Source organism: Citrobacter sp. CK180 (assembly GCF_030333655.1).
GTDB classification, from domain to species: Bacteria; Pseudomonadota; Gammaproteobacteria; order Enterobacterales; family Enterobacteriaceae; genus Citrobacter_B; species Citrobacter_B koseri.
On sequence record NZ_JAOWFM010000045.1, the window covers coordinates 15206 to 30233 of the forward strand.

The 15028-nt window shown below is 62.9% G+C and carries 17 protein-coding genes; 15 read left to right on the forward strand and 2 right to left on the reverse strand.

Annotated features, from left to right (window positions below; all coding sequences use genetic code 11):
* Positions 1-6 precede the first annotated feature (6 nt).
* From OGV50_RS10460 to csrA, 6 genes are all read left to right on the forward strand, one after another.
* Positions 7-747 (forward strand): TIGR03759 family integrating conjugative element protein, encoded by a 741-nt coding sequence (locus OGV50_RS10460; RefSeq protein ID WP_023102491.1) that lies wholly within the window; start codon positions 7-9, stop codon positions 745-747.
* On the forward strand, positions 744-1316 hold the full coding sequence (locus OGV50_RS10465) for a lysozyme family protein (RefSeq protein WP_023102490.1): 573 nt from the start codon (positions 744-746) through the stop codon (positions 1314-1316). The genes OGV50_RS10460 and OGV50_RS10465 overlap by 4 nt, the downstream gene beginning before the upstream one ends.
* Positions 1313-1864 (forward strand): integrating conjugative element protein, encoded by a 552-nt coding sequence (locus OGV50_RS10470; protein WP_023102489.1) that lies wholly within the window; start codon positions 1313-1315, stop codon positions 1862-1864. The genes OGV50_RS10465 and OGV50_RS10470 overlap by 4 nt, the downstream gene beginning before the upstream one ends.
* Before the next feature lie 10 nt (positions 1865-1874).
* Positions 1875-4040, forward strand: a complete 2166-nt coding sequence (gene traD, locus OGV50_RS10475) for a type IV conjugative transfer system coupling protein TraD (RefSeq protein WP_023102488.1) — start codon at positions 1875-1877, stop codon at positions 4038-4040.
* Positions 4037-4786, forward strand: coding sequence for a TIGR03747 family integrating conjugative element membrane protein (locus OGV50_RS10480; RefSeq protein ID WP_033938196.1), 750 nt, complete (start codon positions 4037-4039; stop codon positions 4784-4786). The genes traD and OGV50_RS10480 overlap by 4 nt, the downstream gene beginning before the upstream one ends.
* A gap of 274 nt (positions 4787-5060) precedes the next feature.
* Positions 5061-5258, forward strand: a complete 198-nt coding sequence (gene csrA / locus OGV50_RS10485; protein ID WP_010427565.1) for a carbon storage regulator CsrA — start codon at positions 5061-5063, stop codon at positions 5256-5258.
* A 61-nt stretch (positions 5259-5319) separates the two neighbouring features.
* Here the strand turns inward: csrA and OGV50_RS10490 are convergent, their stop codons facing one another.
* Together OGV50_RS10490 and OGV50_RS10495 are read right to left on the reverse strand one after the other, a co-directional pair.
* Complete coding sequence (locus tag OGV50_RS10490) at positions 5320-6609, reverse strand: type II toxin-antitoxin system HipA family toxin (RefSeq protein ID WP_033938200.1); 1290 nt, start codon at positions 6607-6609, stop codon at positions 5320-5322.
* The gene (locus tag OGV50_RS10495; protein ID WP_049874857.1) at positions 6606-6974 is read right to left on the reverse strand and encodes a helix-turn-helix domain-containing protein; all 369 of its coding nucleotides are present in this window, start codon (positions 6972-6974) and stop codon (positions 6606-6608) included. Before OGV50_RS10495 ends, OGV50_RS10490 begins: the two co-directional genes overlap by 4 nt.
* 343 nt (positions 6975-7317) lie before the next feature.
* On the opposite strand from OGV50_RS10495, the gene OGV50_RS10500 reads away from it, so the two are divergent.
* The 9 genes from OGV50_RS10500 to OGV50_RS10540 are packed head-to-tail and all read left to right on the forward strand — an operon-like array spanning position 7318 to position 15008.
* Complete coding sequence (locus OGV50_RS10500; protein WP_023102483.1) at positions 7318-7674, forward strand: integrative conjugative element protein, RAQPRD family; 357 nt, start codon at positions 7318-7320, stop codon at positions 7672-7674.
* Positions 7671-7904, forward strand: coding sequence for a TIGR03758 family integrating conjugative element protein (locus OGV50_RS10505; protein WP_023102482.1), 234 nt, complete (start codon positions 7671-7673; stop codon positions 7902-7904). Before OGV50_RS10500 ends, OGV50_RS10505 begins: the two co-directional genes overlap by 4 nt.
* A 16-nt stretch (positions 7905-7920) precedes the next feature.
* The gene (locus tag OGV50_RS10510; protein WP_023102481.1) at positions 7921-8286 is read left to right on the forward strand and encodes a TIGR03745 family integrating conjugative element membrane protein; all 366 of its coding nucleotides are present in this window, start codon (positions 7921-7923) and stop codon (positions 8284-8286) included.
* Between the two features lie 9 nt (positions 8287-8295).
* Positions 8296-8697, forward strand: a complete 402-nt coding sequence (locus OGV50_RS10515) for a TIGR03750 family conjugal transfer protein (RefSeq protein ID WP_023102480.1) — start codon at positions 8296-8298, stop codon at positions 8695-8697.
* On the forward strand, positions 8694-9386 hold the full coding sequence (locus tag OGV50_RS10520) for a PFL_4703 family integrating conjugative element protein (RefSeq protein WP_023102479.1): 693 nt from the start codon (positions 8694-8696) through the stop codon (positions 9384-9386). Before OGV50_RS10515 ends, OGV50_RS10520 begins: the two co-directional genes overlap by 4 nt.
* Positions 9383-10288, forward strand: coding sequence for a TIGR03749 family integrating conjugative element protein (locus OGV50_RS10525; protein WP_023102478.1), 906 nt, complete (start codon positions 9383-9385; stop codon positions 10286-10288). Before OGV50_RS10520 ends, OGV50_RS10525 begins: the two co-directional genes overlap by 4 nt.
* Entirely contained in the window at positions 10278-11711 is a 1434-nt protein-coding gene (locus OGV50_RS10530) for a TIGR03752 family integrating conjugative element protein (protein ID WP_023102477.1), read from the forward strand. The genes OGV50_RS10525 and OGV50_RS10530 overlap by 11 nt, the downstream gene beginning before the upstream one ends.
* Positions 11692-12126, forward strand: a complete 435-nt coding sequence (locus tag OGV50_RS10535) for a TIGR03751 family conjugal transfer lipoprotein (protein WP_023102476.1) — start codon at positions 11692-11694, stop codon at positions 12124-12126. Before OGV50_RS10530 ends, OGV50_RS10535 begins: the two co-directional genes overlap by 20 nt.
* Positions 12126-15008 (forward strand): conjugative transfer ATPase, encoded by a 2883-nt coding sequence (locus tag OGV50_RS10540; RefSeq protein WP_033938203.1) that lies wholly within the window; start codon positions 12126-12128, stop codon positions 15006-15008. The genes OGV50_RS10535 and OGV50_RS10540 overlap by 1 nt, the downstream gene beginning before the upstream one ends.
* Positions 15009-15028 lie beyond the last annotated feature (20 nt).

Here is a 15028-nt window from a genome sequence, read left to right on the forward strand (position 1 = left end):
GGCCAGATGAACCGCATGATCATTTCGCTTGCCCTGGCTACCAACCTTGCCGTTGGCGTCATCTCCCCCGTATCAGCACAGAACACCCGCACGTCCACGTCACCTGCTGTACCTGATCAGGAACAGGCGACAACTGCGAGCAACAGCGAGGAGAAAAATGCTCGCGACTGGGGGCTGCGCCTGGAGGAATGGACACGTTACCGGGAGGTGATGCGTGGTCCGCTGGGCATTTTTTCCCCCAATCTCGATCCGCTTACCGCGCTCGGCATCGAGGCGCGTTCAGATGAAGAGCGCCGGCGCTACGCCGAACTGCAGGTTCAGGTCGAAGCGCGGCGTGTCGAGAAAACACTGGCTTACCAGCGTGCTTATGACGCTGCCTGGCAACGCCTGCATCCGGGCATGCAGCGCGTCAATCTGCCGGGGGCCAACCAGACTTTCAGCGCAACCGGTGTGCCGGGCGATGCGAACCGGTTGGCCGTATTCATCAAGGACGGTTGTGCCTCATGCGGCCAGCTTGTCCAGCAATTGCAGACCTCCGGGGCTGAATTCGACCTCTACATGGTCGGCAGCCGCCAGGATGATGCCCGCATCCGCGATTGGGCCAAGCGCGCCCGGATTGACCCCGCCCGTGTTCGTAGCGGCTCCATCACCCTCAACCATGATGCAGGCCGCTGGTTGTCGCTGGGCCTGCAAGGGGATCTGCCAGCCGTCGTGCGGCAGATCGGCGGCGAATGGCAAAGGCAATGAACCGCTATGCACGCCTGCTTGCAGTTCTGGCCGCCTCGATCGCCGGAACCGCGCTCTCCAGGGCACAGGAGATACCGCCTCCTGCCTACCAGGTCGCGGCGCAGCGTGCGGAAATTCCGTCCCCGGTGCTCTATGCCGTTGCGCTGCAGGAGAGCGGCTTGCGGCGTGGTGGCCGACTGGTCCCATGGCCCTGGACCCTGAACGTCGCTGGAACCGCCCGCCGTTTCGGTAGCCACGCCGAGGCATGCAACGGGCTGAACAAAGCGTTGCGCGAAGTGCCGCCAACCCGCATCGACGCGGGACTGGCTCAGATCAACCTGGGTTATCAGAAGCATCGCTACAGCCACCCCTGTGACCTGCTCGATCCATATCGCAACCTCGCGATCGCGGCCGAAATCCTGCGTGAACAACATACGCCGGGCGAAGACTGGTTGCTCGCGATCGGCCGCTATCACCGCCCGGCTGGCGGCGCTCCCGCCGCGCGCTACCGGCGCAGCGTCAGCCAGCACCTGGCGCGCGTGGTCGGTCCTTCCCGTGCTGACGCTTCCACCAGGAGGAATACCCCATGAAGCATACCTTCACTGCCGTTGCCGCGAGGCCGATTCTTTGCGCCCTGTTATGTGCCGGTGGTCTGCCAGCCCTGGCAGGCCAACCGCCTCTCGTGGTAGTCGAGGACCATGGAGGCAGGTCGGCCTTGCCTTATTACCAGGCGCTGGACCTGCCACCACGCCAGGGTCAACCGGACCCGCCGCGGATCTCTGTGCCGCCGTCCGCAGACAAGACCTTCAGCGAAGCCGATATGCTGCCCGTGCGCTCGGAGCGGCTGTCGCCCGGCGATGAACCTCGCAGGGTGATCCAGGCACCAGGCCTGGCACCCGTTTTCCTCATCGGTGATGACAAACGCTCCCGCGCCTGGCTGATTGAGCGCAAGGCGGCGCTGCACGAAATCAGCGCCGTCGGTCTCGTGGTCAATGTCGGATCGGCGGAGACACTTACTGGGTTGCGCAAGCTGGCTCCCGAGCTCACGTTGTCTCCGGTATCGGGTGACGACCTCGCGCAGCGGTTGGGACTGCGGCATTACCCGGTCCTGATCACCGCCACCGGCATCGAGCAGTGAGTGCGCCATCATGGCCCAGCCTCATGCGGTGGAAGTGCTGCTGCGGCCAGCGGTGGAGCTATACACCGTTGCGGTTTGCGCCGGCGCCGCGTTGGTGTGCATGGTGGCACCCTGGTCGCTGGCGTTAAGCCCGCTGCTGGGCTTCGCCAGCGCTATGGCATTCCTCGTGTTCGGCGGCATCCGCTTGCGCGAGGCGATGGCTATCTTGCGATACCGCCGCAACATCCGCCGCCTGCCTCGCTATGTCATGACCAGCCGGCAGGTGCCGGTCAGTCGGCAACGCCTGTTTATCGGCCGCGGTTTTCGCTGGGATCAACGCCACACTCACCGGCTGATGCAAACCTATCGACCGGAGTTTCGGCGCTACGTCGAACCCACGCCGATCTACCGCCTTGCCCGGCGCGTCGAAGAGCGTCTGGAGTTCGCGCCGTTTCCGCTTTCAAAACTCGCTCGGGTGATTGCATGGGACAGCCCATTGAATCCCGCGCGACAGCTGCCCCCAGTGGGAGGCACGCCACGCCTGCACGGCATCGAGCCGCACGAGATCGACGTCACCCTGCCGCTCGGCGAACGCGTCGGCCACTCGCTTGTGCTGGGAACCACCCGCGTCGGCAAAACTCGCCTGGCCGAATTATTCATCACGCAAGACATCCGTCGGCGCAACGCCTCCGGTGAGCATGAGGTCGTCATCGTCTTCGATCCAAAGGGTGACGCAGACCTGTTGAAACGGATGTACGTCGAGGCCAAACGCGCCGGGCGTGAGGGCGAATTCTATGTGTTTCATCTCGGATGGCCCGACATTTCGGCCCGCTACAACGCTGTGGGACGCTTCGGCCGCATCAGTGAAGTGGCGACCCGCATCGCCGGGCAGCTTTCCGGGGAAGGCAATAGCGCTGCATTCCGTGAATTTGCATGGCGGTTCGTCAACATCATCGCCAGGGCCCTGGTGGAGCTGGGGCAGCGGCCGGACTACCTGCTGATCCAGCGGCATGTCGTGAACATCGACGCGCTGTTCATCGAATATGCCCAACGCTACTTCGCAATCCATGAGCCGAAGGCCTGGGAGATCATCGTTCAGTTGGAGGGCCGGATCAACGACAAGAACACTCCACGTCACATGATGGGCAGGGAGAAGCGCGTGGTGGCGCTCGAACAGTATCTGTCTCAGGTGCGCGTGTACGACCCCGTGCTTGATGGCTTGCGGTCGGCAGTGCGTTATGACCGCACCTATTTCGACAAGATCGTCGCGTCGTTGTTGCCGTTGCTTGAGAAGCTCACCACCGGCAAAACCGCACAGCTGCTCGCCCCCAACTATTCCGACCTGAACGACCCGCGGCCGATCTTCGACTGGATGCAGATCATCCGCAAGAGGGCGGTCGTTTACGTTGGCCTGGATGCCTTGTCGGATGCAGAGGTTGCGGCGGCGGTCGGAAACTCGATGTTCAGCGACCTGGTATCCGTCGCTGGACACATCTACAAATTCGGGATTGATGACGGCCTTCCCGGCGCGGCTACCGGGGTGAAAATTCCCATCAACGTCCACGCGGACGAATTTAATGAATTAATGGGCGATGAGTTCATTCCCATGGTCAACAAAGGTGGCGGCGCGGGACTCCAGGTCACGGCCTATACCCAAACGTTGAGCGATATCGAAGCACGCATCGGCAACCGCGCCAAGGCTGGCCAGGTCGTCGGCAACTTCAATAATCTCTTCATGCTGCGGGTACGCGAAACGGCCACGGCAGAGCTGTTGACCAAACAGCTTCCCAAGGTCGAGGTTTACACGACTTCGCTGATGAGCGGTGCCACCGATAGCTCGGATATTCGCGGCCAGACGGACTTCACCAGCAACACCCAGGATCGCATCACCACGACAAGCGTGCCGTTGATCGAACCCGCGCATGTGGTGTCTCTGCCCAAAGGTCAGGCGTTCGCATTGCTGGAGGGCGGCAACCTGTGGAAAATCCGCATGCCGCTCCCGGCTCCCGACCCAGACGAGGAGATGCCGCGGGATCTACAGCAACTCGCCGGGTACATGCGTCAGCACTACGTCGAAGCCGGCGACTGGTGGGAAAACCAGGGACTTCCCGGCCTTCAGGATGAGCCCTTGCCGGACGACCTTCTCGACGGTTTCCGGCACATTGCCACAGCTGAAGACGAAGCGGCTCTGCCATGAGCGATCCGGCCGCGACAGTGCAACGCCAGCAGAACCGCCAGCAGGGGCTGATCGCCGGCATCATCACGCTGCCGTTTCGCCTCTTCGGCGTACTGTGCGGCTCGCTCCTTCTGTGCATCGTCATCGAGTGCGTGGGCATGCACCTGTTCTGGCCGGAACAGGGATGGCGGCACGCACAGGGAATGCTGGACTACGAGCTGGCGCAGCTCTCCGGCCACTTCACCCGTAGCGCTCTCGTACAGGAGCCGGGGCGCACTGCCCATTGGCTGGTCGAACAGGCCCACGAGTGGATCTTCGTCAAAACCGGCCTGCTGGAATGGATGCGCAATGCGGCGAACCAGGCCAGCGCTCCCAGCCATGGCGCAGCGCGGGATTTTCGCTACTACATCAGCCAAGCCTATGTCTGGGTGGAAAGCTACCTGATCGCCGCGGCGTTCACGACCCTGGTGTTCATCGTGCGCCTGATGGTACTGGTGCTCACCTTGCCGCTGTTCCTGATGGCGGCCTTCGTCGGGCTGGTCGACGGCCTCGTGCGCCGCGACATCCGCCGTTTCGGCGCCGGACGCGAATCCGGCTTCATCTATCATCGCGCCAAAGCATCGCTGATGCCGCTGGCGGTGCTGCCATGGGTCATCTACCTGGCGCTCCCATTGAGTGTGAGTCCCTTGCTCATCCTGTTGCCCAGCGCGGTGCTGCTGGGACTGGCGACGGACATCACAGCCAGCAGCTTTAAGAAGTATTTATAGGTGTATTGCCACGATGCAAACTGACACTCAGGTCCGCAAATGTTGATCGGCAATAACGATCAATATTCAATTATTGATCTGCAAAAACATTTATGAAAACCGAAATACTTCTGCCATGATGAAATTTCCACACGGTGCTATCAAAAATAGGGAGCCCGGAGTGGAATAGCGACCAACACCATGGAAATCCGCCCGCGCTGTCATTGGTGGGCTTTCCCCTCCGGCCATTGATGGCCTTTCCGGCAGACAAAAAGAACGCCAGCAAGGAGGGCAAATGCTCATTCTGACGCGCCGCGTCGGTGAAATCATCCGTATTGGGGACGATATCACCGTCACCGTCCTGGGGGTCAAAGGCCAGCAGGTGAAGTTCGGAACCTCTGCGCCGAAGGACGTGAATGTTCACAGAGAGGAAATCTATGACCGGATTCACGGCGAAAGAGTTTCGGCTCTTTCTGGAAAGAACCTCTATTAGACAGAAGCTATGAATACAGGCGCAATTTTGCGCCTGCTTCTCTTTTCAGTTCGTGGGTCGATCAACCCAGCAGCGTTTTCGCAAGCGACATCTGTTCATGTTCGAAGGCAGGCGCGAAATCGTCCAGCTCGTTCGAGCGCAACCCCACCGCGGCACTGAGCGCGACCTTCCGCCAATCCAGAACGGCTGCATGCACTTCGGCCAGCACGGCCAGTGCATCGCTCCTGCTCAACGAAAAATACGCGCTTCGGGCCAGCAGCATCTCAAGATCGGTGATCGGCCCATCCTCTTCTGACAGCCAGGTCTTGGATTCCCTGTCCTTGTCGGGGAAGGGATTGACGTCGAAGGCCGGCGCCAGTCGCCAGAGCCCCCGTTCGACATGCAGAAAACCATGGTTCTGCAGGTGGTCATCCACATTGGTGATCAACAGGTTGAAGACCAGGCGCCGCCACAATTGCTGCACATCGGCGGTCGGCGCATGTCCCAGCGAGCGGATAACGTCCGCGATCTCGGTGTAGCTTCGATCCTCTTCGCGCGAAGCCTGCAACAGGGATGCGGCCGACTGATACGGTATGCGCCCGTCGGCACCATCGCGATCGAAGCGGCGGATGATCGCGACCGGTATGCCGTCGAGTTCCACGATACGGGCAGGCGCAGCGTCGATGCCGACACGTTGCGCCAGGCACAGGGCCAGCACCTCTCCGCGTGTCACGCTGCGCGTATCCCCCACGCTCGGGAATTTTCCGATGGCCAGCGCGCCATCCTCGTCGACCACAGTGCTCTTGGGCCGCATGCCGCCAAGAGACGTGCCCTTGCCCTGCAGGTAACGCAGATCCTCGGTGCTTTCCTGGCCTTGCTCGACCGCACGGCTGGCGCTGTAGATGCGTTGCAGTTCCAGAAGCGGCGGTGTGCTGCGCCTGCCGTCCTCCACCGTCCGACAATAGCGGCCATCCTGGTCGCGCAGACGTAAGGCGCCAACCCGACTGAAGTCGTCAACCGCAAGCAGGTAGTCCAGCTCGGTCAACGGGGCGAGCGCTGCGTTGTCCTTGCGGCGCCTGGCGTGGTCCCGCGCGATGACCCTGCGTCCCCATGCGTCCGGAGCCGTATCGGCAAGGGCGAAGTGAAAGACGGAATCATGTGCTGACGGTGCCCTGCGCGGTTGATACCCGGCGTGAAGACCGAGATCGGCGGACACATTGAAGCCGGTCGGGTTTGCCAGCCAGTTCTGGTCGTAGGCGAAGGTGGTGTTTTCGCGGCGGCCCTGCTTGACGTAGACGAGGGTGCCGACTGGCGTGCCCGCCTTGCCGATGCAGACCTGAATCTGCTGACGTATCGAAACAGCCGATTTCATAGCGCCCCCGATTTGCCCGGCTTGCTACGCACACGCTGGGGCAGGTTTTCGTCCATCAGCGTCAGGCCGATGTCGTCACGCGCCGTATCCAGCAGGCCAGCCAGCGCCTGTATCTCACCGAAGACATGCAGTGCGCGGGCAAAGAAGTGGATGGGCACGCGCACATCACCTTTTTCCATGCGCCGGACGGTGGACACGGATGCGCCCATTCGCTCGGCCAGCGAGGCCTGCGAAATCCGGCGGCGCCTGCGTGCCAGCGCGACGTCGCTGCCGAGCTTGCGGATAGCACGCTCGACAGGCAGCGGCAATGGAACATCTACTTTACCACTCTCAACGGAGTGACTATCTGGTTTATGTGTTTTCATGAGGCGGATTATTGCATTCCACCGCCTAATTTTCAATAACCGCTCTCAAGGGAGCGCAATTGTCAGATTTGCACTCCTGTCGGGATGCTTATCTGCGGTGGAAGCACCTTTCCCCCTGGTATTCCGCAAGCGGTTCCGGAGCAAGCGAACACGCCACATTCGATCCCTGTTGACCCCCAGCGAGCACCCACAGCCGACAGCGGCCGATACCACGTGGGCACGTCCGGACAGGCATATCCCCCGCATCCCAAGAATGTGGTGAGCCGGCAGTTCTCATTGTTTGCGGCTTTCACACGCTCACCGCCGCAGCATCAAGCCATTACGCATCAACGGGGAATGCACGATGGCACGGTCCTACCGCCCGGCACTTGCAAGGCGCAGCACGCTCGCAGCACTGCTGATTGTCGGCCTGTCGACGGCTCTACCGGCAGTCGCGGCCGACGACAGCACTGAGAAGGAGCACCTGGCGGCAGTCGTTCGCCAGCTGGACCTGCTCGATCGTCTCGCGAAGCAGTCCGCTGCGACCGCATCGCAGGAGCGCGCCCGCTATCACTTCGACTACACCCGCCTCACGGCTGACCTGCAGCGCATGCGGACCGGCATCAATGACTACCTGACGCCGCAGCGCGCCCAACCGCGCGACCCCGCGGCGTTGCAGGGCGACTACCGACAGGACTCCGAACAGGAGCCGAAGAAATGAATGCCAGCCAGATCACCGCCTTTCAGGCCAACGGCGGCTTCACCCCATCCGCCGTCTCCGTCGTGCTGGTCGGCGCTGTGTTCGCGGTCCTGCTGCTGTGGGGCGCGTGGGCACTGCGTACCGCCTATGTCGGCTGGTCGGAGCAGCGGATTTCCCAGCGTCAGTTCCTCGGCGTCGCGGTGCGTTTTGTCGCGATGTACGTCGTGCTGACTTTTTTCCTCCTCTCGTAACGCAAAGGCTCACATCATGAATCCGGTTTCGCACCCCTTCCGCTCCGCACGCATCGCCGCCCTGGCGTCCCTGCCGGCGTTTGCCATGCTGAGTTCGCTCGCTCAGGCCCAGGGCCTGCCCACGCTTGAAGACCCGTCGCGCGGCACGGGCTCGGGCATCATGGATACGCTGCGCAACTACGGCTACGACATCGTGATGCTGATCGCCTTGCTGGTGGTCGCATCGATGTTCGTCGGCGTTTGCTATCACGCTTACGGCACCTATGCCGAAATCCACACGGGCCGCAAAACGTGGGGCCAGTTCGGTCTGACAGTCGCGGTAGGCGCCGTCCTCCTGGTCGTCGGCATCTGGCTGCTCACCGAAGCCACCGGCGTTCTGTGAGGTACGAGCATGCCTGAGCATCAGGACGTCCGGCCTGACGGAACGGTAGCGTTCCTGCCGCATCGCCTCAACCGCCATCCCGTGGTCGTTCGCGGCCTCACGGCCGATGAACTATGGGTGTGCGCGGGCCTGTCGGGCGCGGCCGGCCTGTCGGTGGGCATTCCGATGGCGATCATCTTCTCGATGATCGCCATCGCGCCCACCGCCATCGTGCTTGGCATCGCCGCCGGCGTCTTTGCCGGCGGCGGCATGTTGCGCCGCCAGAAACGCGGCAGGCCCGACACCTGGCTTTACCGGCAGATCCAATGGTGGATCGCACGACGGCATCCGGGCATTGCCCAGTTCGTCGGCGGGCGGGACCTGGTGACCCGTTCGGGCTACTGGACAACCAGGCGGAGGGCCGCCTCATGAGCCGGTTCAAGAACGAGATCACCCATCTGCAGGCGCATATCAAGACCCTGCGCCTGGGAGCGGGCGCTTTGCTGCTGGTGGCCCTGGTCATGGGGATCGGCTGGTGGAATGCGCCGCGCGACCTGACCATTCACGTGCCGCCGGACCTGCGCTCGGGCAGCACCAGGAAATGGTGGGAAGTGCCGCCAGAGTCGGTTTATTCGTTCTCGTTTTATATCTGGCAGCAACTCCAGCGCTGGCCCGTCAATGGCGATGAAGACTATTCCCGCAACATCCATGTGCTATCGCCTTACTTCACGCCATCCTGCCAGAGCTTCCTGCGCCACGACTACGAATATCGCCGCACGGCCGGCGAGCTGCGTCAGCGCGTGCGCGGTATCTACGAGATCCCCGGCCGGGGCTACGGAGAAGACCCCACGCTGCGCGTCAAGGCCGTCTCGGACCGCGACTGGATCGTCACGCTGGATGTGACAGCAGATGAATATTACGGCTCCGAACAGGTCAAGCGGGCGCTGGTGCGCTACCCCCTCAAGGTCGTGCGCTCGGATGTCGATCCGGAACGCAACCCGTTCGGTCTGGCCATCGACTGCTACAGCGGCGCGCCGCAGCGCATCACCACCCCTGACCCTGTGCCCCCGACCGGAGCGACATCCGGCGGCCTCGGCGGCCCATTGGGAGACACGCCATGAAACACGTCCTCTATCTCCTCGGCATCCTGGTCACCGCGGGACTGCCCACTGCGGTCCAGGCGCTGGAAATCCTGCGCTGGGAGCGACTGCCGCTGGCTGTGTCCCTGCATGTGGATCGGGAGCGCGTCGTCTTTATCGACCGCAACGTCCGTGTCGGCGTCCCGGCATCGCTGGCCGGCCGCCTGCGTGTCCAGAGTGCCGGTGGCGCGATCTACCTGCGTGCCAGCGAACCGATCGAGCCCACGCGACTGCAATTGCAGGACGCCGATAGCGGTGCGTTGATCCTGCTGGACATTGCCGCCGAAGCTGCACCGGCAGGTCAGGCACCGCTGGAGCCCGTGCGCATTGTCGAGGCCGAGGGTGCGCCCACCCGTTACGGCGACCTGACAGCGGCAGCAACGGCTGACGACGACACGCAGGATACGGTGTCTCGCACAGCTCGCGAGACGCCGGTGCCCGTAGTGCTGACACGCTATGCCGCCCAGAACCTCTATGCGCCCCTGCGTACTGTCGAACCGGTATCCGGCATCACGCGCGTCAATCTGAAACGCAACCTGCCGCTGGATACCTTGTTGCCGACCCTGCCGGTACGCACCCGGGCGCTCGCCGCTTGGCGGCTCGATGGCCTTTGGGTCACGGCTGTGCGCCTCACCAACACCTCGAAACGCTGGCTGTCTCTCGACCCACGCGATCTGCAAGGCGACTTCGTGACGGGGGCCTTCCAGCACAACACGCTGGGGCCGGCCGGCACGCCCGATGACACGTCCGTGGTTTATCTGGTGACCAAAGGACACGGCCTGGCTGAATCGCTGCTGCCAACGATCAGTCCCGTCAACGCGGCGCTGAACCTGCCGGAGCCGAAGGCACCGACCGCCAAGAATGGAGGCCGTCATGAAAGGTAATGGCCTGCTCAAGTGGCTGATGATCCCTATGGCGCTGTTGCTGGTCTTTGTCGGCGTGAAGCTGTTTTCCGGCGGGGGTAGCCAGCCCGGCCGCGATGGCGGAACACAGCTCACGCCGGAAGAAGCCAGGGCGCTTGGCATCGAAGGCGACACGCCGCGGGATACGGTGGCGACCTTGGTCGGCCAGGTCCGGCAGCTGCGTACCGAACTGCAAACCGCGCTCACCGACAACAAGACCCAGAAAGCGGAGAACGAGCGCCTGCGCCAACGCGAGGGCGCCATCGATCGCCGTATCCAGAGTGCCCTGGAAACTGAGCGCAATCAGTTGAAGAACGACCGCGAGCAGGTCGCCAGCGAACGCCAGCAAACTCAGGGTCTGCTGCAGGATCTCCAACGCCAGTTCGAGAACCTGAGCAACAAGAGCGGACATGCCGATCTGCCGGTCGGGCTGGGACTGGAGCCTGGTGACGGCCCCGGAGCCGATGGCGTGCGCTGGATCGAGCCGGAAGATGCCCGCAGCGACGACAAAAGCCGCACCCCTGGCACAGCCGGGAACTTCACATTCCCGACCAGTTTCGGCCCGGCACAGAAAACGCTGGATACGACGAGGGATGCAGTCGTCGACGCCGGCAGCAAGGCAACCGGCGTCTCCACGGCGAAGCCCGTCTATACCGTACCTACGAACGCCACGTTGATGGGGTCGATTTCGATGACGGCGTTGATCGGGCGTGTGCCTGTCGACGGGACCGTGAACGATCCATACCCCTTCAAGGTCCTGATCGGTCCGGACAACCTTACCGCCAATGGCATCGATATTCCCGATGTCGCCGGTGCGGTCGTCAGCGGAACGGCGTCGGGCGACTGGACGCTCTCCTGCGTGCGCGGGCAAATCCGTTCGGTCACTTTCGTGTTCCATGACGGCACCATCCGCACGGTGCCCGAGGATGGCGAGCGTGGCGGCAACCGCCAGCAGAGCAACAACGCCAACGGCAACAGCACGCAGGACGGCCTCGGCTGGATCAGCGATCCCTACGGCATTCCCTGCGTGAGCGGTGAACGGCGCAGCAATGCCCAGCAGTATCTCGGCACTCAGGCACTGATCACCGCTGCCGGGGCAGGTGCGGCATCGCTGATCAAATCCGACAACGGCAGCGTGGCGGTAGTCGCCAACAACAACGGCTCGCTCGGCACGGTCGGCATTTCCGGCAACGAAGCGATGGGCCGCATCCTCGCCGGTGGCGTCCAGGACATGTCGCAGTGGGTGAACAAGCTCTATGGCCAGGCGTTCGCGGCGGTGTACGTCAAACCCGGCGCCAGGGTCGCGGTTCATCTCGAACAACCCCTCACCATCGATTACGACCCGAAGGGGCGCAAGGTCGATCATCGTCTCGGAGGTGCTTCTGATGCACAGGATCTGGATTAACGGCCTGGCGGTGCTGGTCATTGCCGTAGCGCTTGGCGGCTGCTCGACCAGCAAGGAAAAACTGCTGCCCCACGATGGTCAGACCATGATGGACATCTGGAACGAGGAAACCGGCGGCAGCGCCCGCGGCGGTCAGGCCGCACGGCAGTTGCTCGACGCCAGACAATCGCTGCGCCGTCCGCTGACCGAAGTCGATGTGAAGGCCGCACCTGCGGTCAATGCCAGCTATACCCGCACGGCGCAAAACGAGATCTACCGGCAGTTCCAGCGCCTGCCGAACCCCGATCTCACCCTGTACGTGTTTCCGCATCTCGCGGGCACCGATCCGGTGCCAATTCCCGGCTACACCACTGTCTTCCCGCTGTACCAGCGCGTGCAATACGCCATGCCGGGCGAACGGACCGAGGACTACTGATGGGACCGTTTTTCAAACGCCGCGCTACGGCGACAGAGGTCAATAGCGGCTCCTCGCCAGATGCTCCATCGGATGCCTGGGCTCGCTATCTTGCGTCACTGGAGGCACACGGAATCCCTGAACCCGGCAAGCGGGACACAGCCAGGCACAGGCCAGCGACACTGGCCGATGAGCAGGCGCTGTACGACGTTTCGCCGTCCTTTGCCGACCTGCTGCCGTGGGTGGAGTATCTGCCGGAATCCAGGTGCATGCTTCTGGAGGACGGTGTTTCCGTCGCGGCATTTTTCGAGTTGATGCCGATCGGCACGGAAGGACGGGAAGCATCCTGGCTGGCTCAGGTCCGGGACGCGCTGGAAAACGCGCTGCAGGACAGTTTCGACGAGCTGGACGAGTCACCATGGGTGGTGCAGTTGTATGCCCAGGATGATGCCGACTGGAACCGCTATCTTTCCACGCTTGAAAACTACCTTCAGCCCCGGGCCAGGGAAAGCGAGTTCACGAAGTTCTATCTCCGTTTCTTCGGCCACCATCTGCGCGCCGTCTCCCGGCAGGGAGGGCTGTTCGAGGACCGCACGGTCACGCGCTTGCCCTGGCGCGGGCAGACGCGACGTGTCCGGCTGGTCGTCTATCGGCGCGTCGGCAATGCGCCGGCCCGGCGCGGGCAATCCCCCGAGCAGGCGCTGAATGTCGTCTGCGAACGCCTGGCTGGCGGCCTCGCCAATGCCGGTGTGCAGGCGCACCGCCTCGATGCCGCCGCGATCCACGCCTGGTTGCTGCCCTGGTTCAATCCAGGACCGGCGCTGCTGGGTCCGACAGACGAAGACCGCGAGCGCTTCTATCGCCTGGCTTCCTATCCTGAAGACACCGAAGAAGGCGAACTGGAACTTGCCAGCGGCACTGACTTCGCGCAGCGGCTGTTTTTCGGCCAGCCGAGATCCGATGTCGAGAACGGCCTCTGGTTCTTCGACGGCATGCCCCATCGAACCATCGTGCTCGACCGTTTGCGCACGCCGCCGGCAACCGGCCATCTGACCGGAGAAACCCGCAAGGGGGGCGACGCCATCAATGCCCTGTTCGACCAGATGCCCGAAGACACGACCATGTGCCTCACCCTGGTGATCACGCCGCAGGACACTCTCGAAGCCCATCTGAACCATCTGGCAAAAAAAGCGGTCGGCGAAACCCTGGCATCGGAGCAGGCGCTCAAGGACGTGCAACAGGCACGCGGTCTGATCGGCAGTTCGCACAAGCTCTACCGCGCTTCGCTGGCGTTCTACCTGCGCGGCCGCGACCTGGCCGATCTCGATATGCGCGGCCTTCAGCTCGGCAATGTCCTGCTCAATGCGGGCCTGCAGCCCGTGCGTGAGGAAGACGAAGTTGCCCCGCTCAACAGCTACCTGCGCTGGCTTCCTTGCGTCTACGACCCCGGCAAGGACAAACGGCAGTGGTACACGCAACTGATGTTTGCCCAGCACGCGGCCAATCTGGCCCCGGTCTGGGGGCGCAGTCAGGGAACAGGCCATCCCGGCATCACCTTCTTCAATCGCGGCGGTGGCACCGTCACCTTCGATCCGCTAAACCGCCTCGATCGGCAGATGAATGCGCACCTGTTCCTGTTCGGGCCCACCGGCTCGGGCAAGAGCGCCACCCTGAACAACATCCTCAACCAGATCACCGCGATTTATCGCCCACGGATGTTCATCGTGGAAGCAGGCAACAGCTTCGGCCTGTTCGGCGATTTCGCGGCGCGGCTGGGCCTCACTGTGCATCGCGTCAAGCTGTCGCCCGGCGCTGGCGTGAGCCTCGCACCGTTTGCCGATGCCTGGCGACTGGTGGATACGCCAAGCCAGGTGCAGACGCTCGATGCGGATGCGCTGGACGACGACGCAGCAGAAGAGGAATCGGCGGAAGGCGACGAACAGCGTGACGTGCTCGGGGAACTGGAAATCACTGCGCGGCTCATGATCACAGGCGGCGAGGACAAAGAGGAAGCCCGAATGACGCGGGCCGATCGCAGCCTGATCCGACAGTGCATTCTTGAGGCCGCACAGCGTTGCGTGTCGGAGAAGCGCACGGTGTTGACCCGCGACGTGCGCGATGCGTTGCGTGAGCGCGGCCGTGATTCCACGCTGCCTGAAACCCGCCGCACGCGCTTACTGGAAATGTCGGATGCCATGGATATGTTCTGCCAAGGGATCGATGGCGAGATGTTCGACCGGCCCGGGACACCGTGGCCGGAAGCGGACATCACCATCGTCGACCTGGCGACGTTCGCGCGCGAGGGCTACAACGCGCAGCTTTCGATCGCGTACATCAGCCTCATCAACACGGTCAACAACATCGCTGAACGCGATCAGTTTCTCGGCCGCCCCATCATCAACGTGACAGATGAGGGCCATATCATCACCAAGAACCCGTTGCTCGCGCCCTATGTCGTGAAAATCACCAAAATGTGGCGCAAGCTGGGGGCCTGGTACTGGCTAGCTACACAGAACCTCGACGACCTGCCGAAAGCGGCCGAGCCCATGCTCAACATGATTGAATGGTGGGTCTGCCTCAGCATGCCCCCCGACGAGGTAGAGAAGATCGCCCGTTTCCGCGAACTCAACCCGTCACAGAAAGCCCTGATGCTCTCAGCCAGGAAGGAGGCAGGCAAGTTCACGGAAGGGGTGATCCTGTCCAAGTCGATGGAACTGCTGTTCCGCGCCGTCCCGCCCAGCCTGTACCTGGCGCTTGCCATGACTGAGCCGGAAGAGAAAGCGGAGCGCTACCAGCTGATGCAGCAGTTCGGCATCAGCGAGCTCGATGCCGCCTTCAAGGTCGCGGAAAAAATCGACCGGGCGCGCGGCATCAACTCTTTGCCCCTGGACGCATTGGAGTGAACCGGGAAGTGGCCGGCGTG